Source organism: Kaistella gelatinilytica, from assembly GCF_015679325.1.
In the GTDB taxonomy this organism is placed as follows: Bacteria; Bacteroidota; Bacteroidia; order Flavobacteriales; family Weeksellaceae; genus Kaistella; species Kaistella gelatinilytica.
Map to the genome: position 1 here is coordinate 841,621 of NZ_JADPVI010000001.1, position 22,920 is coordinate 864,540.

The 22,920-nt window shown below is 36.2% G+C and carries 23 protein-coding genes; 12 read left to right on the forward strand and 11 right to left on the reverse strand.

Annotated elements, in window-relative coordinates; translation table 11 throughout:
- Positions 1-47: 47 nt before the first annotated feature.
- Entirely contained in the window at positions 48-1,499 is a 1,452-nt protein-coding gene (locus IV494_RS03650) for a YitT family protein (protein ID WP_230379893.1), read from the forward strand.
- A 163-nt stretch (positions 1,500-1,662) separates the two neighbouring features.
- On the opposite strand, the gene IV494_RS03655 is transcribed toward IV494_RS03650, so the two are convergent.
- From IV494_RS03655 to IV494_RS03675, 5 genes are all read right to left on the reverse strand, one after another.
- A complete protein-coding gene (locus tag IV494_RS03655; protein ID WP_196078799.1) occupies positions 1,663-1,839 on the reverse strand; it encodes a hypothetical protein in 177 nt (58 codons plus the stop codon).
- A 44-nt stretch (positions 1,840-1,883) separates the two neighbouring features.
- Complete coding sequence (locus IV494_RS03660; protein WP_196078800.1) at positions 1,884-2,321, reverse strand: carboxymuconolactone decarboxylase family protein; 438 nt, start codon at positions 2,319-2,321, stop codon at positions 1,884-1,886.
- A gap of 11 nt (positions 2,322-2,332) precedes the next feature.
- On the reverse strand, positions 2,333-2,875 hold the full coding sequence (locus IV494_RS03665; protein ID WP_196078801.1) for an alpha/beta hydrolase: 543 nt from the start codon (positions 2,873-2,875) through the stop codon (positions 2,333-2,335).
- 58 nt (positions 2,876-2,933) lie between these two features.
- The gene (gene rlmF, locus IV494_RS03670; RefSeq protein WP_196078802.1) at positions 2,934-3,917 is read right to left on the reverse strand and encodes a 23S rRNA (adenine(1618)-N(6))-methyltransferase RlmF; all 984 of its coding nucleotides are present in this window, start codon (positions 3,915-3,917) and stop codon (positions 2,934-2,936) included.
- A gap of 171 nt (positions 3,918-4,088) precedes the next feature.
- On the reverse strand, positions 4,089-4,991 hold the full coding sequence (locus IV494_RS03675) for a CorA family divalent cation transporter (RefSeq protein ID WP_196078803.1): 903 nt from the start codon (positions 4,989-4,991) through the stop codon (positions 4,089-4,091).
- Between the two features lie 92 nt (positions 4,992-5,083).
- Between IV494_RS03675 and IV494_RS03680 the strand changes: the two genes are divergently transcribed.
- A complete protein-coding gene (locus IV494_RS03680) occupies positions 5,084-6,106 on the forward strand; it encodes a 3-oxoacyl-ACP synthase III family protein (RefSeq protein ID WP_196078804.1) in 1,023 nt (340 codons plus the stop codon).
- 29 nt (positions 6,107-6,135) lie between these two features.
- On the opposite strand, the gene IV494_RS03685 is transcribed toward IV494_RS03680, so the two are convergent.
- On the reverse strand, positions 6,136-6,324 hold the full coding sequence (locus IV494_RS03685; RefSeq protein ID WP_196078805.1) for a hypothetical protein: 189 nt from the start codon (positions 6,322-6,324) through the stop codon (positions 6,136-6,138).
- Positions 6,325-6,548: 224 nt separating this feature from the next.
- Here IV494_RS03685 and ppdK point away from each other — a divergent pair, with 224 nt between their 5' ends.
- Complete coding sequence (gene ppdK / locus IV494_RS03690) at positions 6,549-9,299, forward strand: pyruvate, phosphate dikinase (protein WP_196078806.1); 2,751 nt, start codon at positions 6,549-6,551, stop codon at positions 9,297-9,299.
- A gap of 58 nt (positions 9,300-9,357) precedes the next feature.
- On the opposite strand, the gene IV494_RS03695 is transcribed toward ppdK, so the two are convergent.
- Both IV494_RS03695 and IV494_RS03700 read right to left on the reverse strand, forming a co-directional pair.
- Positions 9,358-10,200 carry an isoaspartyl peptidase/L-asparaginase gene (locus IV494_RS03695; RefSeq protein WP_196078807.1) on the reverse strand — a complete coding sequence of 281 codons (843 nt, stop codon included), beginning with the start codon at positions 10,198-10,200 and terminating at the stop codon, positions 9,358-9,360.
- 93 nt (positions 10,201-10,293) lie between these two features.
- On the reverse strand, positions 10,294-11,181 hold the full coding sequence (locus tag IV494_RS03700) for a cyanophycinase (RefSeq protein WP_196078808.1): 888 nt from the start codon (positions 11,179-11,181) through the stop codon (positions 10,294-10,296).
- A gap of 197 nt (positions 11,182-11,378) precedes the next feature.
- On the opposite strand from IV494_RS03700, the gene cphA reads away from it, so the two are divergent.
- From cphA to IV494_RS14850, 7 genes are all read left to right on the forward strand, one after another.
- Entirely contained in the window at positions 11,379-14,009 is a 2,631-nt protein-coding gene (gene cphA / locus IV494_RS03705; RefSeq protein WP_196078809.1) for a cyanophycin synthetase, read from the forward strand.
- A 263-nt stretch (positions 14,010-14,272) separates the two neighbouring features.
- Positions 14,273-15,358 (forward strand): DNA polymerase III subunit gamma/tau, encoded by a 1,086-nt coding sequence (gene dnaX / locus IV494_RS03710; protein ID WP_196078810.1) that lies wholly within the window; start codon positions 14,273-14,275, stop codon positions 15,356-15,358.
- 101 nt (positions 15,359-15,459) lie between these two features.
- Positions 15,460-15,951, forward strand: coding sequence for a hypothetical protein (locus IV494_RS03715; RefSeq protein WP_230379894.1), 492 nt, complete (start codon positions 15,460-15,462; stop codon positions 15,949-15,951).
- Positions 15,952-15,993: 42 nt separating this feature from the next.
- Positions 15,994-17,061 carry a chorismate mutase gene (locus IV494_RS03720; RefSeq protein ID WP_196078811.1) on the forward strand — a complete coding sequence of 356 codons (1,068 nt, stop codon included), beginning with the start codon at positions 15,994-15,996 and terminating at the stop codon, positions 17,059-17,061.
- A 73-nt stretch (positions 17,062-17,134) separates the two neighbouring features.
- Positions 17,135-18,061: a ribosome small subunit-dependent GTPase A gene (gene rsgA, locus IV494_RS03725; protein ID WP_196078812.1), complete on the forward strand. Its 927-nt coding sequence runs from the start codon at positions 17,135-17,137 to the stop codon at positions 18,059-18,061.
- A 179-nt stretch (positions 18,062-18,240) separates the two neighbouring features.
- Positions 18,241-18,660: a nucleoside-diphosphate kinase gene (locus IV494_RS03730; protein ID WP_196078813.1), complete on the forward strand. Its 420-nt coding sequence runs from the start codon at positions 18,241-18,243 to the stop codon at positions 18,658-18,660.
- Positions 18,661-18,913: 253 nt separating this feature from the next.
- Positions 18,914-19,048: a hypothetical protein gene (locus tag IV494_RS14850; RefSeq protein WP_262894665.1), complete on the forward strand. Its 135-nt coding sequence runs from the start codon at positions 18,914-18,916 to the stop codon at positions 19,046-19,048.
- Between the two features lie 72 nt (positions 19,049-19,120).
- On the opposite strand, the gene rpe is transcribed toward IV494_RS14850, so the two are convergent.
- Positions 19,121-19,771, reverse strand: a complete 651-nt coding sequence (gene rpe, locus IV494_RS03735; RefSeq protein ID WP_196078814.1) for a ribulose-phosphate 3-epimerase — start codon at positions 19,769-19,771, stop codon at positions 19,121-19,123.
- A gap of 49 nt (positions 19,772-19,820) precedes the next feature.
- The gene (locus IV494_RS03740) at positions 19,821-20,897 is read right to left on the reverse strand and encodes a M42 family metallopeptidase (protein WP_196078815.1); all 1,077 of its coding nucleotides are present in this window, start codon (positions 20,895-20,897) and stop codon (positions 19,821-19,823) included.
- A 56-nt stretch (positions 20,898-20,953) separates the two neighbouring features.
- Here IV494_RS03740 and IV494_RS03745 point away from each other — a divergent pair, with 56 nt between their 5' ends.
- Both IV494_RS03745 and IV494_RS03750 read left to right on the forward strand, forming a co-directional pair.
- On the forward strand, positions 20,954-21,661 hold the full coding sequence (locus tag IV494_RS03745; RefSeq protein ID WP_196078816.1) for a DUF4294 domain-containing protein: 708 nt from the start codon (positions 20,954-20,956) through the stop codon (positions 21,659-21,661).
- 3 nt (positions 21,662-21,664) lie between these two features.
- On the forward strand, positions 21,665-22,456 hold the full coding sequence (locus IV494_RS03750) for a S1/P1 nuclease (protein ID WP_196078817.1): 792 nt from the start codon (positions 21,665-21,667) through the stop codon (positions 22,454-22,456).
- On the opposite strand, the gene IV494_RS03755 is transcribed toward IV494_RS03750, so the two are convergent.
- Complete coding sequence (locus IV494_RS03755) at positions 22,451-22,867, reverse strand: NUDIX hydrolase (protein WP_196078818.1); 417 nt, start codon at positions 22,865-22,867, stop codon at positions 22,451-22,453. The genes IV494_RS03750 and IV494_RS03755 overlap by 6 nt on opposite strands.
- Positions 22,868-22,920 lie beyond the last annotated feature (53 nt).

The window sequence follows — 22,920 nt, forward strand, 5'->3', positions numbered from 1 at the left end:
AAATTTCAGATTTTCAAATTTCGAATTAATTTTAATTTTCATACCCTATGAAATACGACGAACTCTATCATTTTGTAATTGCTGAACTTGAAAATAAATTAGGACAGAATATTACCTATCACAATGTTCTTCACACGCGGAAAGTCATTGAAAACGCAATTTATATCGCAGAAAAAGAGAATGTTTCAGAATATGAAATAATTCTTTTAAAAACAGCCGCTTTGCTTCATGATGTTGGTTTTTTAGAAAGTCATCTTAATCATGAACTTCTGGGCTGTGAATTTGCAAAGAAATATCTCCCGGATTTTGATTATTCCTCAAAAGAAATTGAATCAATTTGTGACATGATCATGGCGACAAAGCTTCCTCAAAATCCACAAAATCATTTGAGTAAAATTTTGTGCGACGCCGATCTGTTCTATCTGGGCGGCGATGAATACGAATTTTTTTCAGAAAATTTGTTTTCAGAATTAAAAGGAAATGCAATTGTAGAAACAAAGGAAATCTGGCATAAAAGACAGGTCGATTTCCTTAATTCTCACCAATTTTATACGAAAACTGCCAAAGATGAACTCGAAAATAAAAAGGGGGAAAATAAAGATAAGGTTGAAAAAAATACTGGCCATTTAAAGAAAAAATCAAATCTTCTGGATCATCTGCAAGATACCGTTTCCGTGCTGTTCGGCGTAATCGTCGCGGCTTTTGCTCTAAAATCTTTTCTGGTTCCGAATCATTTTTTCGATGGCGGCGTCACGGGAATGTCGCTTTTGATCCACGAACTGTACCATATAAATTTGGCTCTAGTAATTGTTCTGTTCAATTTACCTTTGATAATAATCAGTTATTTTACCGTTGGAAAAAACTTCGCAAAAAAAACTTTCTTCAGCGTACTCTTTTTAGGGCTGTGTTTGTGGTTACTGCCGCCTGTTGATATTACACATGATAAATTAATAGTGGCCGTTTTTGGTGGTGCTTTTCTCGGAATTGGAGTTGGTTTGGTGATGAGAGCCGGAGCAGCTTTAGATGGAATTGAAGTTCTGGCTTTATATACTTTGAAAAAAACCTCATTCACGATCACCGAAATTATTTTGGGAATCAACATTATCATTTTCAGTATTGCTGCTTTAAAATTTGGGATTGAAACCTCACTGTATTCCGTTCTCACGTATTTTGCCGCGACGAAAACCATCGATTATGTCGTAGAAGGAATTCAGGCGTTTACTGGCGTTACGATCATTTCTGCGAAAAGTGAGGAAATTAAACATCAGTTAGTAAACAAATTAGGAAGAGGAATTACCGTTTATAAAGGCGAACGCGGCTTTCTTCCCGGAAAATTTGATGTAAGTACAGATTGTGATATAATTTATACCGTTGTCACGAGATTAGAAATGCGCAAACTCAAAAACTTAATTTACGAAATTGATTCAGAAGCATTTGTTTTCGCCAATACCATTAAAGAAGCTTCGGGCGGAATTATTAAGAGCCGGGTGAAACATTAATTGGTAACGATATTTTTAACTTCGCTTCTATATTTATAGCAAACCAGTCACAGAATTACTTAATCAGATATCTTTTCCTCTATTTTCCTGTTTCCAATTTTCAAAAACATCGCGATCGGAACTGCGACAGGTTCTTTGAACGGGCTTTTTTTCGCCGTAATTTTCAAAGACGTGGGGCTTTTTTCTCCTGAAAGGCTTTCACAGAATCCAATCCTGTGAATTGATTAGCAAAATTGCCTACAATTTCTACCGTTTCAAATCTTTCAGATTCCGGTGAATCCAATTGCTGACTGGTTTTGTTTACTTCACTTAATTTTAAGAGTAGGTTTTCGGTATTCACAATGCGAATTATTTGTTTTAAACCTTAATGTAAAATCAAATTTTTTAGTCTAAAGGCATTCTTGTAGTAATCGCAATTCTGTTCCAACCATTGATGGCGACAACGGCCATGATTACTGCTGCTAATTCATTCGGTGTTAGATGAGCTTCAGCATTTTTATAAACATCATCCGGAACATGACCATTTGTAATTAAAGTCATCGCTTCTGTTAATGCTAAAACGGCCCTTTCTTTTTCGGTGAAAAGATCTGTTTCCCGCCATGCATTTAACAAAAATAATCGCTGTGAAGTTTCACCCAATTTTACTGCATCACGAGTATGCATATTAATGCAATACGCACAACCGTTGATTTGCGAAGCTCTGATTTTTATAAGCTCGTAAAGCATTTTATCTAAACCACTTTGCGCAAGATATTTTTCTAAGCCGATCATGGCTTCATATGCTTTTGGATCGATTTTCGAAACATTTATTCTATTTTCCATAACTGGACTATTTAATTGAATACCTTTTGAATAATCACTTTACAGATAACTTCGGCGATTTCTTTCTTTTTGTAGAGTTCATGATCTTCGCGGGCAAGAATATTCATGTTGATCTCTAACTTTTCAAACCATTCCGTTTTAGGTTTGTATGCATCATCTTCACCATAAATCAATTCAATTTTTGTCGGTGGTTTGAGAGTTTCGTATCTTAATCTTGTGGAAGAAATCGCAAATAAATTTTGCATTTTAAGACCAGAATTACCAGCTTTCCAGGCGATCAAGCCACCGATGCTGAAACCTAAAATTATTATATTTTCCTTTTCTTTTTTTAGAAGATTCTCGACGGCTTTTTCAATTCCACCATTAACAAATTGATGATGCAATTTTTCTTCTGAATATTCCCGTTTTGAAACTTCACCTAAAACGCAACTGTCATAAAAATTCACCTCAAAATTATTTTCTAGAACAGAAGTATAATATTCAATCCAATCTGCTTTTTCTGCGCCCCATAAATCAGAAAGAATGATTAATCTCTCTTTATTGTTTTCATTCATTGACGCAAGAATTTCAGTTTATTATTGGCAATTATAATTCTAAATTTCTTTAAAAAATCTATTCTACATCGATTTTCTCTGAAGTTTTCCATTTCGTTTCGCGCCAGTCACTCTGTTCCTTTTTAGAAAGAAAAGACCACGCAACGATTCGGCTCGATTTGTTTCCCGTTCCAATTGGAATCGTTTTGATCTGCGTTGCTTCAACAACTCCTAAAGCTTTGTAAACTCCCTTCAAATTAGATTCTTTGGAAACTAAAGTGGAGAACCAATAACAGTTTTCTGCGAAATCTTTACTTTCATTGATCATATTGTGAATGAATGCATGTTCGCCACCTTCACAAATTAATTCCGCACTTATTCCTGCAAAATTAAGTTCGGGCGTTTTTACTTTTTTTCCGGTAAGATTTTTTACTTTTCTACGGCTTGTTTTCTGAGCTTCTTCCGTTGAGGAATGAAAAGGCGGATTACAAATCGTTAAATCAATTTTTTCGTCTTCATTAATGATTCCTGTGAAAATAGATTTCGTACTTTCCTGCAATCTGAATTTAATTTTATCTTTCAACGATTCATTAGAATCTACAATTTTTTGCGCAGATTCGATTGAATCAGGATTGATATCGGATCCGATAAAATTCCAGCCATATTCGGTAACACCAATAATAGGGTAGATGCAATTCGCGCCAACTCCAATATCGAGAACCGTTATTTGAGAACCGTTTGGAAGCGTTCCAAAATTACTTTGCGTTAATAAATCTGCGATATAATGCAGATAATCTGCTCTTCCCGGAATTGGTGGACAAAGATTTTTATCTGGAAAATCCCAGTTTTCGATGCCATAATAATGTTTAAGCAACGCTTTGTTAAGCAATTTTACCGCAACTGGATTTGCAAAATCTACAGAATTTTCACCATATTTATTAGGTTTAATATGTTCAGAAAGTTCAGGGATCGCAACCACCAAAGCTTCTAGATCATATTTTTCTCTATTTTTATTTCGGATATGAAGTCTCGTTTTTTCTTGAATATTTTTTTCTGCTGACATCTTTTTAAAGTAATTTCTGTTAAGACTGCGAATTTACGGATTTTTTAAACGGAGAAAACAATTGTTGAATTTGTTTAAGCCAAGATTTCTCTCAGAATCATATGATCATTAATGAAGTTTTAATAAAGAATTCTTTAAGAGTAGAATCAAATTGAAATCACCACGGAAAAACTACCACCGTTTTTTTCTGACAAACAAAAAGGTCAGCAACACAATAAAACCCATTACTCCTAAAGTCAGAAAATATCCCATTGGCTGGTGAAGTTCGGGCATATTATCAAAATTCATCCCATAAATTCCAGCGATAAAAGTGACCGGGAAAAAGTACATGGAGTAGATCGCCAAAAATTTCATGACCTGATTGGCTTTTTGATCGCTCATGGCCAAAAACATCGAAATAAGACTGGTTACCTGCGCATTCAAATGTTCGAAATCGGTGATTACATCTTTATGTTTATCATTTAAATCGGTAATTTGTGCGTCATCTAATTTTAAAAGTTTGAATTTATAAATCCAGTCTGCGGAGATATTTAAAATCCGTGCATTGAGACCAGATTTCCTTTTCAACTGATACAATCTTCGAATTTGGTTGGAATTGTTGGTATTTTTAAGAAAAATTTCATTCTCAATATTATCCATCGTTTCCATGAGATTCTTTGATTCATCATCAAATGATTTCATGACTTTTAAAGCTAATTGCAAGGCGATCGTGTCTGCAGAAACATCAGCATTTTCAAGCTTTAAAATTTCTTTTTTATATTCATAAACGCTGCGGTTTTTCATGCGGTGAACCGTAATAATGATATTGTCGAGCAGAAAAATGCCCAGCTTGGTAGAAATATCGCTTATCGTGTTCAGATTCGAACGTTCTAACTCCGTATTTTCCCGCATCAGAAAAAATTTAACGTTGTGGTCCTGTTCAAATTTCGGGAGGTGATTTGGATCTATGGTATCTTCTAAAAGAAGCATGTTGATGTCGTATCGTTCGTGTAAGAAATTTAGATCTTCCTCTGTCGGAGCTTCAACATCGATCCATTCACAGTGGTCGTTTCGATAAATAATTTCTATAGCCATTTCACAAATTTAATACTATTTTTAAGTAAAGATTAAACTTTTTTATTATGTTTTAAATATAATTTATCTTTGTCTTTAGTAAAAAAAAATTCATGATAAAAAGTACAATAAAAGGGATTGGTCATTATGTTCCCGAAAACGTGGTCACCAATGATGATCTTTCAAAACTAATGACTACCAATGATGAGTGGATCACCGAAAGAACCGGCATTAAAGAGCGTCATCACCGAAAAAACAGAAATGATTCGGAAGAAACGACTTCGTATTTAGGTTTCAAAGCTTCAGAAAAAGCTTTGGAAATGGCAGGTTTAACTGCAAAAGATATCGACTTTATTGTTTTCGCGACGCTTTCACCAGATTATTATTTTCCGGGTTGTGGCGTTTTGCTGCAGGAAAAATTAGGTTGTGACACGATTGGTGCGCTAGATGTTAGAAATCAATGTTCTGGATTTGTTTATGCGATGAGTGTTGCCAATGCTTTTATTAAAGCTGGTCAGTACAAAAATATCTTGGTGGTCGGAGCAGAAGTTCATTCTTTTGGTTTAGATTTTTCAGATGAAGGTCGTGGCGTTTCTGTGATCTTTGGAGATGGAGCAGGAGCCGTGATTTTATCTGCTTCAGAAGACGAAAACGCTGGAGATATTTTAGCCTTCAATATGCATTCGGAAGGAAAATATGCTGATGAATTGTGTACCAAATTTCCGGGTTCAAAATATGGTTGGAGCGATAGAATACGTTTGGAGCCTGAAAATGTAACCAATGCCGAGGTTTATCCAGTGATGAATGGAAATTTTGTTTTCAAACATGCAGTGACAAGATTTCCGGAAACCATGAATGAAGCTTTGAAATCAGCTGGAAAAACGGTTGAAGATTTAGACATGTTCATTCCACATCAGGCGAATCTAAGAATTGCACAATTCGTACAGAAGAAATTTAATTTGCCTGACGAAAAAGTGTTTAATAACATTCAGAAATACGGAAATACAACCGCAGCTTCAATTCCGCTCGCATTGAGTGAAGCCATTGAAAAAGGAAAAATAAAAAGAGGAGATCTTGTTCTTCTTTCCGCCTTTGGAAGCGGATTTACCTGGGGTTCGATCTTATTTGAATACTAATAAAAAATGCGTCGACCGACGCATTTTTTTTATTTTGTTTCTACTTTCATAGAATCTTTTACCTGTGCCGAATCGCTCATCGCGGCGTCTGGAACACCCGCATTTCGTTTTTCATCAACACTGTGACTCTCTTTATAATCCTCACGTTTTTCTTCTTTTTGAGCGCAACTCGCAAAACTTAAAGTTCCCAGGATTGCAAAAGCCAATACTTTTTTCATAATAAAATTTTTTAATTGTTCCGTGGTCAAACAAAAATGATGCAACTCTTTTTTTTTGGTAAATATGTGAAAATTTAATCACGGAATCTTTTTATTGATCCATCCTTTGTAATGACTTTTATCAAAATTGATTTTTGTCATTGTCCACTATATTTTTTATGGCGCAAAATGGAGTTAACTTTACTAGTGCCATAGCAATAAAGAAATTAAAAAACCTAGATATAATGGAACTTAAAACTAAAAAAGATGCGAAATACATCTATTCTTTCGGCGGCGGAAAAGCCGACGGAAATGAATCAATGAAAAACCTGTTGGGAGGTAAAGGAGCGAACCTTGCTGAAATGGCAGGTCACAAAGATCTTCAGCTTCCTGTTCCGCCCGGATTTACCGTCACTACAGAAGTTTGTACTTATTATTACGGTCACAAAAAAACCTATCCAAAAAAATTAGAAAAAGAAATTAAACAAGCCCTTTCTGAAGTTGAAAAACTGATGGGCAAAAAGTTTGGAGATTTAAAAGATCCACTTTTAATGTCGGTTCGTTCCGGTGCGAGAAAATCAATGCCCGGAATGATGGACACGGTTTTAAATATCGGTTTAAATGACGAAACGGTAAAAGGTCTCATCGAAAAATCCGGAGATGCGAGATTTGCTTACGATGCTTACCGACGACTGGTCATGATGTATTCTGACGTTGTCATTGAAAAAGCCGGTGGAATGGAACCTGCAAAAGGAAAAGGAATCCGAAAATTAATGGATGAACGATTAGAAGAAGTCAAAAAAGAAAGAGGCGTAGAATTAGATACCGAACTTTCTGCCGACGATTTGCAAAAATTAGTCAAAGAATTTAAAGCCTTAACCAAAAAATATTTAAAAGTAGAATTCCCGGAAAATCCCTGGGATCAATTAATGGGCGGAATTGGAGCAGTCTTCGCTTCCTGGAACGGAAAACGTGCCATTGAATATCGGAAAATTGAAAGAATTCCTGATGATTGGGGAACTGCGGTAAATGTTCAGGCGATGGTTTATGGAAATATGGGCGAAGATTCTTGCACCGGAGTTGCCTTTACGAGAAATCCCGGAAATGGCGATCATTATTTTTATGGAGAATATTTGGTCAATGCTCAAGGAGAAGATGTTGTAGCCGGAATCAGAACGCCGTCTCCGATTAATAATGCCTCTAAAAATGATCATTCAAAAGACTTGATGACTTTAGAAAAATTCATGCCTTCTCAGTTTAAAGAACTGGATGAAATTCAGCAGCGTCTGGAAAAACATTACAAAGACATGCAGGATATTGAGTTCACCATTGAAAAAGGAAAACTTTTTATGTTGCAATGCAGAGTCGGAAAAAGAAATGGAGTTGCTGCCGTAAAAATGGCTGCAGATATGTTCAAAGAAAAATTAATTGATGCCGATACGGCTGTAATGCGTGTTAATCCAAATCAGTTGATCGAATTGTTACTTCCGATGATCGATCCTGCCGAAGAAAAGAAAAATAAACCTATTGCAAAAGGTCTTCCTGCAGGTCCGGGTGGTGCCGTAGGAAAAGTGGTTTTCTCTTCAGAGGAAGCCGTAGAATTAGGATTAAAAGGAGAAAAAGTGATTCTCGTTCGGGAAGAAACTTCGCCCGAAGATGTTGATGGAATGCATAAAGCGCAAGCAATTTTAACCACAAAAGGTGGAATGACTTCGCACGCAGCTTTGGTCGCAAGAGGTTGGGGAAAATGCTGTATCGTAGGTTGTAACGACATTGAAATTTTTGAAAAAGAAAAATACTTCTTAACCAAAGGCGGCAAAAAAATCCACGATGGAGAATGGGTAACCATGAACGGAACAACCGGAATTGCTTATGAAGGCGTTTTGGAATTAACCAGTACCGATCTCAATAAAAATGCCTCTTACAAAACCTTGATGACTTTGGTCGATAAAGCTAAAAGATTAGGAGTAAGAACCAATGCAGATACGCCGAAAGATGCGCAACAAGCCGCTTATTTCGGGGCAGAAGGAATTGGATTATTCAGAACGGAGCACATGTTTTACGGAGAAGGAAGCGAGAAACCTTTATTCCTGCTGCGAAAAATGATCATGAGCACGACAGAAAAAGAACGTAAATCTGCCTTGAATGAACTTTTTAAATTTGTAAAAAAAGACATTAAAGCAACTTTAGAAGTAATGGACGGAAAACCGGTTACGATTCGTTTGCTCGATCCACCATTGCACGAATTTGTTCCGCACGATAAAGAAAAATTACAGGAGTTAAGCAAAGAACTCGGCGTAAGAATGAGTGTTTTGAATCGCAGAATCCTTGCCCTTCACGAAAACAATCCTATGTTGGGACATCGTGGCGTTCGTTTGGGAGTTTCTTATCCGGAGATTACAGAAATGCAGGTTCGGGCAATATTAGAAGCTGCTTCTGAATTAATACGAGATGGTAAAAAAGCCTTACCGGAAATTATGATTCCTGTCGTTATGGGACGTCACGAACTTCGTCATCAAAAAGAAATCGTAGATAGAGTTTACGCAGAAGTTTGCGAAAAAATGAAAATGAAATCGATCCCTTATCTCTATGGAACCATGATCGAAACTCCTAGAGCCGCTTTGAAAGGCGATTCAATGGCAACGGTTGCAGATTTCTTTAGCTTCGGAACTAATGATCTAACGCAAATGTGTTTCGGATTTTCTCGAGATGATATCGGTGGATTTTTACCGAAATATTTAGACTTAAAATTGTTGCCGGAAGATCCTTTCGTATCCATCGATCAAAGTGGAGTGGGAGAATTAATTAGAATTGGCGTAGAAAAAGGCCGTTCTGTAAAACCTCATTTAAAAGTTGGCATTTGCGGCGAACACGGCGGTGATCCGGAATCCGTAAAATTCTGTCATAGACTCGGTTTAAATTATGTAAGTTGTTCTCCGTTTAGAGTTCCAATTGCAAGATTGGCTGCAGCTCAAGCTGCGATTGAAGAAAAATAATTTTCAGATCTTATAATTAAATGAAACTGCCTCAATTTTTCGAGGCAGTTTTTATTTTTTAATTAAAAGTTTCAAAATCAGTTCCGTCATAGCTGGCAAAAACCATTGTTGGATAAGAATCCTGATGGAAAATATTTCCGTCTTTATCAATCGCAATTGCACCCGCAAATCCGTCGATTTCTTGGAGCTCTTTAAAGGTTTTTTCAAAAGCTTTTTCAATCGTCATTCCATCGGTCACACGAATTACAATCTTCGTCGCAGTTGCGTTGCTGACAATATCTTCACCGACTCCGGTACAACTTACTCCGCAAAATTGATTCGCGAAATTTCCTGCAACAGTGGCAGAATCTGAGATTCTTCCCACGATCTCAAAACCTTTTCCACCTGTAGAAGTTCCAGCTGCTAATTTTCCGCTGGCATCTAATGCGACACAACCAACCGTTCCTTTTCCGCCATTTTTAACTTTCTCTTCATATTCTTTTCTACGCTGTGGAATTTCAGTAGAGAAATCTTCAAAACCATTTTCAGATGCATATATCTTTGCACCATTTCCACCCAAAACACGGTCGTCCTCTTTCATTAAAACCTGCGAAACCTGAATGGGATTTTGTACATTTTCAATATTGATAACTCCAGCAAATTTCTGCGTGTCGCCATTCATCAAAGAAGCACTCATCCGGATTTTCCCGTCGCTTTGAATTTGAGAACCGATTCCTGCATTATATAAGGAATCGTTTTCCAACATCGAAATAGCGTAAACGACCGTATCTTCTGCTGAATTCGTTTTTAAAAACTCAAAAGCTTTTCCTGCGATTTCTTTTAAAGAATTTTGTTTCGCCGTTTTCACTTCGTGGCTTTGATCGCTTTCGGAGAAAAATCCGCCGTGGATGATGATTTTCATTAAATTTTATTTTTAAGGATGAGGTTTACTACGCGTTAATTTCAAAATATATTTTGAAACGAATTATTAATTGCAGATAATCTTTTTTTGAATCTAATGATCCTGCGGAATCGGATTGTACTGAGAATTAACAATGGTCAAATCTTTCGTTTTTAAATCATAAAAATCATTCTGCGATAAAACGTGAACGATCAAATTATCAATGGAAATAGGTTGACCAAGTTCGATATTGGTAAGGTTTGTATCTTTAATGAATCGACCGTCAACTAAAATAACAAGTCCGGAACCGATCGCAGTCATGATATCACCATCGATATAAAGTCCGGTATCTTCACCCAAACCAATTCCCAATGTCCGCGGATTATTGACAACTGCCTGAAACAATCTTCCAATTCTTCCGCGCTGTACAAAATGCGTATCAACGATCACATTTTCTATGAAACCCAATCCTTGCGTTGTTTTTATTTCGCCTTTTAACAGAGCTTCGCTACTGGAACCTTGATAGATCATATTTTCAGAAGCAGCAGCAGCTCCGGCAGAAGTTCCGGCATAAATAAAATCCTGTTCCTGATATTTCAATAAGATCGCATCGTGAAATCTGGTCCCGCCCAAAATTGAAGTCAGGCGCAGTTGATCTCCACCCGTAAACATCACTATATCTGCGGCATTTGCACGCGCAACCATCGCATCACTATTGGCTTGCTCTCTATTTTGAATATCTAAAATATTGACGTTTTTTGAGCCGAGAAATTCGAAAGCCTTCTTATATTCGGGACCAACAATTTGCGGAATTTGCGAGGCTGTGGTAATAATCTCGATGACAGAATCTTCCTTCAATCGGGATTCGTTGATGATCTTCCGTAGAATTCCTCTTTCAAAAAAGTTGAGGTTCCGTTCTACATTCTGGTCGTATTCGGTTTCTGCAAAGCTGCCCTTGTTTACGGCACCACCGATAATCATTAATTTTCCAATTGGTCTCATAGCTTGCAAATTTAGAAAAAATATTACTTTCTGCTTAAATACTTTATACAAATATGAAATCTTTTATTTGTATCAATTCACTTCAAATTAATGCTATTAGTTATCATTTTGAAAAAAATATTTCAAATTATTAAGCATTTCTTTTATCTTTGATTTTCAATAAAAAAAATTAACCATCATAATTACAGGATAACAATATGAAAATTGTAAAAATACAGGTTTTAAGAGGTCCAAATATCTGGAGTATTCGTCGAAAAAAATTAATTCAAATGCGCCTAGATTTAGAGGAAGTAGAGCATTTACCCACCAACAAAATTGAAGGTTTCAGAGAAAATTTAGAAAGACTGCTTCCGTCTCTTATTTCACACCGATGTTCGGAAGGAGTAGAGGGTGGATTTTTTCAGAGGGTAGAAATGGGAACCTGGATGGGACATGTGATTGAACATATTGCCTTAGAAATACAAACGCTGGCGGGAATGGATGCCGGATTTGGAAGAACGCGCGAAACGAAAACTCCCGGTATTTATAATGTGGTTTTTAGCTATATCGAAGAGAATTCTGGTATTTACGCAGCTGAACAATCGGTAGAAATTGCTCACGCTTTAATGGAAGGTCGTGATTATCCTATTCAGGAATGTATTCAAACTTTAAAGGAAAAACGCGAACGTGAAAGACTCGGTCCTTCAACAGGAAGTATCGTGCAGGAAGCCGTTGCCAGAAATATTCCCTGGATTCGTTTGGGTAGAAATTCTTTGGTTCAATTGGGTTATGGCGTTAATCAGCAGCGTTTTCAAGCGACCATTACAGGAAAAACAAGTTCTATCGCAGTAGATATTGCATGTAATAAAGAACTTACAAAAAAAATGTTGGAAGAAGCTGCAATTCCGGTTCCATCTGGAGATTTGGTTTCTGACGAAGAAGGTCTAGAAAGAGTGATCCAAAAAATCGGTTATCCAATTGTTTTGAAACCGCTTGACGGAAATCATGGAAAAGGTGCATCAATAAATGTTAAGGACTGGGAAACTGCAAAAGATGGATTGGTTCACGCTCAAAATTATGGAAATCGGGTTATTGTTGAAAGATATATTACGGGATACGATTTCCGTGTTTTAGTTATTAATCATAAAATGGTTGCGGCTGCGAGAAGGGTTCCGGCGCATATTGTAGGTGATGGTGAAAAAAATATTCAGGAACTGATCGACAAGGAAAATCTTGATCCAAGAAGAGGTTACGGTCATGAAAATGTATTGACGGAAATATCTGTCGATAAAGATACCAACGAACTTTTAGAAAAATTACATTACACGCTGCACAGCATTCCTAAAAAAGGAGAAATTGTGTATTTGAAATCTACAGCAAACCTATCTACCGGTGGAACTTCAATTGATGTTACCGACATGATTCACCCGGAAAATATTACGATGTGCGAAAGGATCTCAAAAATAATCGGTCTCGATGTTTGTGGAGTTGATATTATGGCAGAAAATCTTACCCAACCTTTGAAAGAGAGTGGTGGAGCGATTCTGGAAGTAAATGCCGCCCCGGGATTTAGAATGCATCTTGCTCCAAGCGAAGGTTTACCAAGAAATGTTGCAGCTCCGGTTGTTGACATGTTATATCCACAGGGAAAAGCGTTTAGGATCCCGATCATTGCAGTAACCGGTACAAATGGTAAAACGACTACGACGAGATTGATCGCGCACATCGTAAAAAATAACGGCTATAGAGTAGGATTCACAACCTCCGATGGAATTTACATCCAGAATACAATGCTGACGAAAGGCGATACAACAGGTCCACTTTCAGCAGAATTCGTTTTGAAAGATCCTACAGTAGAATTTGCCGTTTTGGAAACTGCGAGAGGTGGAATTCTTCGCTCAGGTTTAGGTTTCAGCTACTGTGATATTGGTGTTTTGACCAACATTAAAGAGGATCATCTTGGAATAAGTGACATTCATAATTTAAAAGATCTGACGAAAGTAAAAAGAGTCGTTTTAGATTCTGTGAAAAAAGACGGTTGGAGCGTTTTAAATGCAGATGATGCTTATTCGATGAGATTAATGCCCGATTTAGACTCCAAAATTGCAATTTTCAGTTTGGATGAAAACAATCCTCACATCAAGAAATTTGCAAAAGAAGGAAAGATTACCTGCGTTTATGAAGAAGGTTTCGTGACCATCAAAAAAGGCGACTGGAAAATTAGAATCGCGAAAGCCAATAATATTCCCATCACCATGGAAGGAAAGGCGAAATTTATGATCTCAAATGTTCTGGCCGCAAGTTTAGCAACTTATCTGTATGGTTTTGAAATTGAAGATATCGCTAATTCACTGAGAACTTTTATTCCGAGTGCAGCATTAACGCCAGGAAGATTGAATATTTTTAAATTTAAAAAATTCAACGTTTTAATTGATTTTGCGCATAATCCTGCAGGTTACGAAGCCATCGAAGATTATTTGAAAAATGTAGAAGCCACCAAAAAAATCGGAATAATCTCCGGAGTTGGCGATCGCCGCGATGAAGACATTACAGAATGTGGAAAGATCGCTGGAAGAATGTTTGATTATATCATTATCCGCAACGAAAAACATCTTCGCGGAAGAGCTGAGGAAGAAATTAATGGCCTTATTATTTCAGGGATTCAGGAATCTGGAAGAGATGTAAGCTATGAGATCATTCCAAAAGAAATTGAAGCACTAAAACATGCGATGAGCATGGCTGAAGAAGGAACATTCATTACTGCTTTGAGCGATGTAGTTTCTAATGCAATCGATTTGGTACAGGAATATCAAAACAAAGAAATACTAGAAGAAGGTAAAATAATGTAATCTTTTTCACTTTTATAGAAACTCTCAAAGCAAATTGTTTTGAGAGTTTTCTTTTTTAAAGGACAGGCAAAAAATCCACAACTTTATATTTTAAGATCATAAATTAATCTTTTCGCGGGAAAAATTTAGAAAATGTGCAGTGAATTTATCGCCCGCCAATTCTAAAAATTTAAAAATTAATTCGTGAATTTTTGACCAAAAAATTTATTGTGTTTAATCTAATTCGTGTTTTATTTTCTAATAAATTTCCCTATTTTTGACCAATGGAAAATTTCGTGGTTTCTGCAAGAAAGTACCGTCCGCAAGAGTTTGAAACTGTTGTCGGTCAATCTCACATTACAGATACTTTGGAACATGCGATTGAAGAAAATCAATTGGCTCAGGCGCTTTTGTTTTGCGGTCCGAGAGGAGTTGGAAAAACAACTTGCGCTAGAATTCTCGCCCGTAAGATCAATGAAAGAGACGGTTCGACTTCAGAAGATGGTTTTGCTTATAATATTTTTGAACTCGATGCCGCTTCCAATAATTCAGTGGAAGATATTCGTGAACTGACCGATCAGGTTCGTTTTGCGCCACAGGTTGGGAAGTACAAAATTTATATTATTGATGAGGTTCACATGTTGTCTTCTGCGGCTTTCAATGCTTTTTTGAAAACTTTGGAAGAACCTCCTGCTCATGCGATTTTCATTTTGGCGACGACAGAAAAGCACAAAATTATTCCGACGATTTTGTCGAGATGTCAGATCTATGATTTCAAAAGAATCACCATTGAAGACATTCAGATTCATCTAAAAAAAATTGCGGAGAAAGAGTCGATAAAATATGAAGATGATGCGCTTTATTTAATTGCGCAGAAAGCTGATGGTGCGCTTCGTGATGCACTTTCGATTTTCGATCGTTTGGCGACTTTTACCCAGAAAAACATTACGCTTTCAAAAGCTGCTGAAGTTCTCAATATTCTCGATTACGATCAATATTTGAATATTGTTGATTTGGCGCATCAAAATAAAATTCCGGAAACTTTATTTGCCTTTAATGAAATTGTGAAAAAAGGTTTTGATTCGCATTTATTTATCGCTGGTTTAGGAAATCATTTCCGAGATTTAATGATGGCGCAGAATCCGCAGACCTTAAGTTTAATTGAAGTTGGTGATCAAACAAAAATTAAGTTTTCTGACCAAAGTAAAAGCTGGAATGTTCAGCAATTAATCGATGCGATCGAAATCTGTAATCACGCGGACATTAATTATAAAAACTCCAAAAACCCTCGGTTAACCGTAGAAATTGCCTTGATGCAACTTTCGTCTTTAACAGCAGTTGTGGGAGATTCTAAAAAAAAAAATTCCTGATTTTAGCGCCACTTCTTAAAGTTGTTGCACCAAAACCCCTCATTGCAAGAGAGGAAATCAAGTTAGAAGTCGCTGAAAATTTTTCAAAGGAAATTCCGAAAGTGATCTTAAAAACAGCGGAACCTATTGGTCAGCAAAAAACTCCTTCAAAATTTAGCATCTCTGCAGCGCTGCATAAATCTGAAACAAAAGAGGATGTAAAAACCCCCGCTGAAAAAGAAGAATTACCCAGCAATCATTTTACAGATACCGATCTGCAGGTAGAGTGGAAAAAATTTTTAGAAGAATTGCAGGGAAAAGATGTTCTTGTTTACAATGCGATCAACTCTTTCAAATTGTACAAAAGAGACGAAGACATTGTAGAAATTACTTATCCATCGGACTCTGCGAAGAGCGAGTTTGAAAAGGTCCGCTCCGATTTCTTTAATCATTTCATGCACAAAGTGAATCACTTTAATATTGTCATCAAATATAAAAATGATGTATCGCTGAAAAAAGAAATAATGACCAAACGAAAGATTTTCGATAAATTTGCGGAGATTAATCCTGTTTTGCGGGATTTAGATGATTTATTCAAATTTGATTTTAATTAAAATAAAAAAATAGTCAGTTAATAATTGACAAGTTCTACCGAAATGGATTTACAAAATTTAGAAAACAACTGGGTAAAAGAATTCCCAAAACCAATTATAATTGCAGGACCTTGTAGCGCAGAGAGCGAATCGCAAATGCTCGAAACTGCGAAAAGAATTAAAGAAAGCGGCGCTGAAGTTCCAATTTTCCGCGCAGGAATCTGGAAACCAAGAACCAAACCCAATGGATTTGAAGGCGTTGGAACAATCGGTTTAGGGTGGTTAAAAAAAGTAAAACAGGAATATGGTTTTAAAACCGCAACAGAAGTGGCAAATGCGCATCACGTTGCTGCAGCTTTAGAAGCAGATGTTGATATTTTATGGATTGGTGCGCGTTCTACCGTAAATCCTTTTACTGTTCAGGAAATTGCTGAAGCTTTGAAAGGAACAGAAAAACCGGTATTTGTAAAAAATCCTGTAAATCCAGATCTTGCTTTATGGATCGGAGCTTTGGAAAGACTTCTGGGACAAGATGTAAATAATTTGGGTGTTATTCACCGTGGTTTTTCAACCTACCAAAAAACAAAATACAGAAATATTCCAAACTGGCAGATCGCTTTGGATTTCAAAAATCAATATCCAAATATTCCGATGTTAGTCGATCCATCGCACATTTGCGGGAACAGAATTGGTTTGGCGGGAATTGCGCAGGAAGCGATGAATGTTGGATACGAAGGAATGATCATTGAAAGTCACTGCAATCCGGACGAAGCTTGGAGTGATGCTTCTCAGCAAATTACGCCGGAAGTTTTGGCAGAATTAATTGGAAATTTACAGATCAGAAATTCTGACATTTCTGTTTTCGACGATGAAATGGGACGTCACAGAACTTTGATTTCAGATCTTGATTTCAATTTGATCGAACTTTTGTCTCAGAGAATGAAAATTTCCGAAAAAATTGGAACTCTAAAAAAGGAAAATAGCATTGCGATTTTTCAACCTGAACGTTGGAAAGTGATCACAGAGTACGCGAATCAAAAAGCCGATGAAACTGGAATGTCGCCGGAATTTATTGAAAAAGTTTTCAAAGCCATTCACGAAGAATCGATTGAGGTTCAGAATAATATTTAATGAAAATATTCAATCATATCATCCCTTTTTTTTTAAGCTTGAATTTTGAGTTAAAATTTAATTGTAATAATTAATGAAAGGACTCATCACAAAATCCACCGGAAGTTGGTACCAGGTTTTAGAAAAGGAAACGGGAAGATTTCTCGAGGCCAGAATTCGGGGGAAATTTAAACTCATCAAGACTAGACTCACAAATCCACTTGCAGTAGGAGATTTGGTGGAATTTTCTTTGGAAATCGACGACGTTGCCTGGATCACGAAGATCGAACCGAAGAAAAATTATCTTATACGTAAATCAACCAACCTTTCGAAGGAAGCGCATATCATTGCATCCAATATTGATGTCGCCTGTTTCATTTATACCTTAAAACATCCGGAAACTTCCTTAGGTTTTCTTGACCGATTTTTGGCGTGTTGTGAAGCTTACAATATTAAACCATTAATTTTATTCAATAAAATTGATGTTTTAAGCGATGATGAAATTGAAGTTGTGAAAATAATTGAGAATATTTATCGGCGTATCGGCTACGAAACTTTAGAGATATCTTCTTATTCTAAAATGAATTTAGAAGTTTTGCAGGAAACCATCAAAGACAAAGTTTCTGTTTTCTTTGGACATTCGGGAAGTGGAAAATCTACTTTGGTAAATGCATTGCAACCTGCTTTGAATATAAGAACTTCAGAAATTTCTGAAAAGCTCTTAAAAGGGAAACATACGACTACTTTTGCACAGATGCATTTCTGGGATTTCGGTGGTAGTGTAATTGACACACCCGGAGTTCGGGAATTCGCCATGATCGATGTTCAAAAAGAAGAAATTCAACATTATTTTCCTGAAATTTTCCGGATCGGAAGAGGCTGCAAATATCATAACTGCATGCACATCAATGAACCAAAATGTGCCGTGCTGGAAAATATCGAAAGTGGAGAAATTGAGGAAACACGGTATATGACCTACCTAAAGCTCATGGAAGAAGCCGAAGAAAATATGGCCCAATAAAAAACCCAGCCGAAGCTGGGTAAAAACTAATAACCATGAAAACTCAAATTAAACATGAGAATCGGAAAAATAATTACAATTTCCGTGCCAACTAAAAATTGGCGACTCATATATTGTGAACTTTCGGTGCAAAGATAAGAAAGTTTTTTGTAATTTCGCGGCACAATAAAACAAGATATATGTCAGGTAAAATTACATTCACCATGATCAAACCAGATGCAGTTGCAGATGGTCACATTGGTGCTATTTTAGGAAAAATTTCAGAAGCAGGTTTTAAAATCAAAGCTTTAAAATTAACTCAACTTACGGTTGCAGATGCGAAAAAATTCTATGAAGTCCATGCTGAAAGACCCTTTTATGGAGAATTAGTAGATTTCATGTCTTCTGGACCAATAGTAGCTGCAGTTCTGGAAAACGAAAACGCTGTTGAAAGTTTCAGAACTTTGATCGGTGCTACGAATCCTGCAGACGCTGCAGAAGGAACCATTAGAAAAATGTTCGCAAGATCTATTGGAGAAAATGCAGTTCACGGATCTGATTCCGATGAGAATGCTTTGTTAGAAGCGAGTTTTCATTTTGCTGGGAAAGAAATTTTCTAGAATATTGAATATGTTAAATGAATGCTCAGTTTTACTGAGCATTTTTTGTTGAAATAAACGTCTAATATTTAAAACTAGTTGAAAATATAATCGCGAGCGCAAAAATTTGATTTCATCTTAGATATTAAAAAGTATTACATGAAAAAATCCAGAACAGCTCTGGATTTATATCTGACTTTGAAAAACAGGTGTTTTCACGGTAAATTTTAAAGGAATAAATTTTTATATTTAAACTTTATAAAGAGCAATTATTATGAAACTATTACATAAAATTTTTGATCTGGGAATCCTTTATACTTTAATGCTTTTAACCTATTTATTTCGAGAAGCAGAAAAGAAAACCTTGAAAATGAAATTCCCACATCTCATGAGAGAAAAAGTTCAATAAATCTTTATTTTATAAATAATATCTTTATTTTTTTTCAATTTACTTCATTACCACCTTGCAGTAAAAATAAAATTATAATTTTAAAAGCTCAATAGTTTTTTGTGGACTATCGGTAGAAAATACCGCATTTCCCGCAACCAAAACATCAGCACCTGCGTCAAAAAGTTTACCACAGTTTTCTAAATTTACGCCACCATCTACTTCAATTAATGCGGTGGAATTATTCGATAGAATTAAATCTTTGGTTTCTGCGATTTTTTTGTAGGTATTCTCAATGAATTTTTGTCCGCCAAAACCAGGATTTACACTCATCAACAAAACCAGATCTACATCTGCAATAATATCTTCCAACATTAAAACTGGCGTTGAAGGATTAAGTACAACTCCCGCTTTCGCCCCTTTTTCCTGAATTAAACTAATGACTCTGTGAAGATGAATACACGCCTCATAATGAACTGAAACTAGATCTGCACCTTGAGCGATGAATTCTTCCACATATTTTTCAGGTTCTACGATCATTAAGTGAACATCTACAAATTTCTTCGAAAATTTCTGTACCGTTTTCATTACTGGGAAACCGAAAGAAATATTAGGAACGAATCTCCCATCCATTACATCTACATGAATCCAGTCTGCCTGCGATTGATTCAACATTTCGATATCTCTTTCAAGATTCCCGAAATCTGCAGAAAGTAGGGAAGGAGCAATCATTTTTGTTTTCATTTTTACTTTTTTAAAAATTGTTGGTTGCGTTAACTTTAGATTTATTTTTTTAATGATATTTCAAATTCATTTCCGGCGTGATCTGTAATAAAGTTTCGTAGATCAACTCAATTACGTTTGCCACATCTTTTTTTGCAACCATTTCTACGGTCGTATGCATATATCTTAAAGGAAGCGAAATTAAAGCCGACGGAACTCCACCGTTTGAATGCGCAAATGCGTCGGTATCAGTTCCTGTTGCTCTGCTTGAAGCGGCTCTTTGATAAGGGATTTTTTTGTCTTTTGCAGTTTCTACAATCAACTCCCGGATTTTGTGATGCACACTTGGCGCAAAATAAATGACAGGACCATCTCCACATTTCAGGTCGCCTTCTTTTTTCTTTTCAATCATTGGCGTGGTAGTATCGTGAGTAACATCTGTAATGATGGCGATATTTGGTTTGATCGTATCTGCAATCATGTCTGCACCGTACAAGCCAACTTCTTCCTGAACGGAATTAGTTATATATAAACCAAAAGGAAGTTTCTTTTTGTTTTCTTTTAAAAGTCGCGCTACTTCGGCAATCATAAATCCACCAATTCTGTTATCCAGGGCCCGACAAACAAAATACCGATCGTTCAGCTCAAAAAATTCATCGGGATAGGTGATCATGGTTCCTACAAAGATCCCTAATTCTTCAACTTCTTTTTTCGTCACTGCACCACAGTCAATAAAAATATTTTCGAGCTTTGGCGTAGTTTCTTTCTCTTCTCCAATTCTTGTATGAATTGCTGGCCAGCCAAAAACTCCCTTCACAATTCCTTTTTCGCCATGAATGTTGACGATTTTTGAAGGAGCGATCATTTGATCAGAGCCACCGTTTCTGATGACGTAGATCAATCCATCATCAGTGATGTAATTCACATACCAGGAAATTTCATCTGCGTGGGCTTCGATAACAACTTTAAATTCTGCTTCCGGATTAATTATGCCATAACATGTTCCGTAATGGTCAAATTCAACTTTGTCAACATACGGTTTTATGTAATCCATCCAGACTTTTTGGCCGTTGTGTTCGTAACCTGTTGGAGATGCAGTATTTAGATATTCTTCTAAAAATAGTAGCGATTTATTTTTAAATTTCATGAGAAAGGGAATGAATTTTGTTAGTGTAAAACTTGATTTTATAGGAAGTAAAAGTAATGAAATTTAACAAACTGATCTTAATATTTCTTCTCTTTACTGCACTTTTCGCTCATGCACAGCAAGATTCAATTCTTATCGCAAAGCCAATTAGTCAGTATCCGCCGGAAATGTTAAAAACCGATGATGTCGGAAACAAATACTACTACGACGAAGGCCAAAAAGCCAGGATCTACGAAATAAATGGCGAGAATGTGGTAGTAATGGATGAATTAATTTTATTCAAAAAACCTAAATTCAATAATCAACTCGACCAAAATTATTATTTTTTTCTCAACAAGAAATTGAATCGGGTTTATCCCCTTTTCATAACAGCTTTAGAGCAATATCAAGATATTGAAAATGAATCTAAAGGTTTAGATAAAAGTGCGCAACGAAAATATGTCAATGCCCGCCAGAACGCATTAGCAGATCAATACGAAAAACAATTGCGAGATCTTACCACGACCGAGGGACGCGTTTTTGCAAAATTAATGAATCGCGCCACCGGAAAAACCGTGTACGATATCATTAAAGAACTGCGTGGCGGCTGGAGTGCATTTTGGTGGAATGTAAAGGGAAATATTGCAGATGTAGATATCAAAGAACCATTTGATCCACATAAAAACCGGACCGATGAATTTGTGGAAGCTCTTCTTCAAAGCAATTGGAACGCCGGTTACTTTCAACCTTATCCAGGTTACCAGAATTTTAAAATCAAAAAATAATTAATGAAAACAATTTTAAAGAACTCAATTTTGGTTTTAGCCATTTTGAGTTTCAACTTCGCCTATTCTTGGGGAACAACTGGTCACAGAGTGATTGCAGAAATCGCTCAAAATCACCTTTCAGGCAAAGCAAAGAGACATTTGAAAAAAATAATTGGTGACGAAAAATTAGCATATTGGGCAAACTGGCCAGATTTCATTAAAGCAGATACTACCGGAGTTTGGAAGCAAACTGAACAATGGCATTATATTAATGCTGATCCGCAACCGAATATTCAATCATTTACTCAAAGTTTAGATGCACAGAAAGCTCCTAACATTTATACGCAAATAAAAATTCTTTCTGATCAGATTAAGGATAAAAATACTTCTGTTAAAGACAAAGAAATTGCCCTTCGATTTCTCATTCATTTAATGGGAGATGCCGCTCAACCGCTTCATATTGGCAGAGCAGAAGATTTGGGTGGAAATAAAATTAAACTTAAATTTTTTGGTGATAACACTAATTTACATTCTTTGTGGGACACCAAATTAGTGGATTCGCAGAAATACAGTTATACAGAATTTGCAAATGTTTTAGATGTAAAATCGAAAGAAGAAGTAAAACAGATCCAGGAAGGGACTCTCGCAGACTGGTTGTACGACAGTCAAAAACAAGCAAACAGGATTTATTCTAATTCTGTTGCCGATTCATCTTATTCTTACGACTACAATTATAAATTTGAATCTTTACTAGAACGCCAGTTGTTATATGGCGGTCTTCGTCTGGCTAAAGTGTTAAACGAGATCTTATAAAAATTTCTTTTTAAGCAGATCAAAAACAATTTTGTCAACAGGCAATGGGAATGGATTTTCTTCGGTATCGAGGGAGATCCATTCTATTTTTTCGATACAGGAGTCGCGAATGATCAAGTCTTCTTCATCAACGATTTCTGCCAGATAATAAATAGTCAGCAACTGCTCATTATCCCGAAATTTTGAAACTAAAAAATCTTCCTGCGTATAAAAATGCTGCAGATTTTTAATTTTTAAATTCAATTCTTCTTCAAATTCACGGTGAAGACATTCCACGATACTTTCCCCAAATTCTAATCCGCCACCCGGAAATTTTAGCAAATGATCACCTACATATTCCTCGTGAAGAGACAGAATTTTCTTGTCTTTTAGGACAGTTGCGTAAACTCTGACATTTATTTTATCAATCATATTTAATAATATTTTGAGAACGTATTTCCAAATTTAGTAATTTTTTGTATTCT

Coding starts and splice junctions, on each gene's coding strand:
- IV494_RS03650 (WP_230379893.1), top strand. CDS start 48: ATGAAATACGACGAACTCTATCATTTTGTAATTGCTGAACTTGAAAAT.
- IV494_RS03660 (WP_196078800.1), bottom strand. CDS start 2,321: ATGGAAAATAGAATAAATGTTTCGAAAATCGATCCAAAAGCATATGAA.
- IV494_RS03665 (WP_196078801.1), bottom strand. CDS start 2,875: ATGAATGAAAACAATAAAGAGAGATTAATCATTCTTTCTGATTTATGG.
- rlmF (WP_196078802.1), bottom strand. CDS start 3,917: ATGTCAGCAGAAAAAAATATTCAAGAAAAAACGAGACTTCATATCCGA.
- IV494_RS03675 (WP_196078803.1), bottom strand. CDS start 4,991: ATGGCTATAGAAATTATTTATCGAAACGACCACTGTGAATGGATCGAT.
- IV494_RS03680 (WP_196078804.1), top strand. CDS start 5,084: ATGATAAAAAGTACAATAAAAGGGATTGGTCATTATGTTCCCGAAAAC.
- IV494_RS03685 (WP_196078805.1), bottom strand. CDS start 6,324: ATGAAAAAAGTATTGGCTTTTGCAATCCTGGGAACTTTAAGTTTTGCG.
- ppdK (WP_196078806.1), top strand. CDS start 6,549: ATGGAACTTAAAACTAAAAAAGATGCGAAATACATCTATTCTTTCGGC.
- IV494_RS03695 (WP_196078807.1), bottom strand. CDS start 10,200: ATGAAAATCATCATCCACGGCGGATTTTTCTCCGAAAGCGATCAAAGC.
- IV494_RS03700 (WP_196078808.1), bottom strand. CDS start 11,181: ATGAGACCAATTGGAAAATTAATGATTATCGGTGGTGCCGTAAACAAG.
- cphA (WP_196078809.1), top strand. CDS start 11,379: ATGAAAATTGTAAAAATACAGGTTTTAAGAGGTCCAAATATCTGGAGT.
- dnaX (WP_196078810.1), top strand. CDS start 14,273: ATGGAAAATTTCGTGGTTTCTGCAAGAAAGTACCGTCCGCAAGAGTTT.
- IV494_RS03720 (WP_196078811.1), top strand. CDS start 15,994: ATGGATTTACAAAATTTAGAAAACAACTGGGTAAAAGAATTCCCAAAA.
- rsgA (WP_196078812.1), top strand. CDS start 17,135: ATGAAAGGACTCATCACAAAATCCACCGGAAGTTGGTACCAGGTTTTA.
- IV494_RS03730 (WP_196078813.1), top strand. CDS start 18,241: ATGTCAGGTAAAATTACATTCACCATGATCAAACCAGATGCAGTTGCA.
- IV494_RS14850 (WP_262894665.1), top strand. CDS start 18,914: ATGAAACTATTACATAAAATTTTTGATCTGGGAATCCTTTATACTTTA.
- rpe (WP_196078814.1), bottom strand. CDS start 19,771: ATGAAAACAAAAATGATTGCTCCTTCCCTACTTTCTGCAGATTTCGGG.
- IV494_RS03740 (WP_196078815.1), bottom strand. CDS start 20,897: ATGAAATTTAAAAATAAATCGCTACTATTTTTAGAAGAATATCTAAAT.
- IV494_RS03745 (WP_196078816.1), top strand. CDS start 20,954: ATGAAATTTAACAAACTGATCTTAATATTTCTTCTCTTTACTGCACTT.
- IV494_RS03750 (WP_196078817.1), top strand. CDS start 21,665: ATGAAAACAATTTTAAAGAACTCAATTTTGGTTTTAGCCATTTTGAGT.
- IV494_RS03755 (WP_196078818.1), bottom strand. CDS start 22,867: ATGATTGATAAAATAAATGTCAGAGTTTACGCAACTGTCCTAAAAGAC.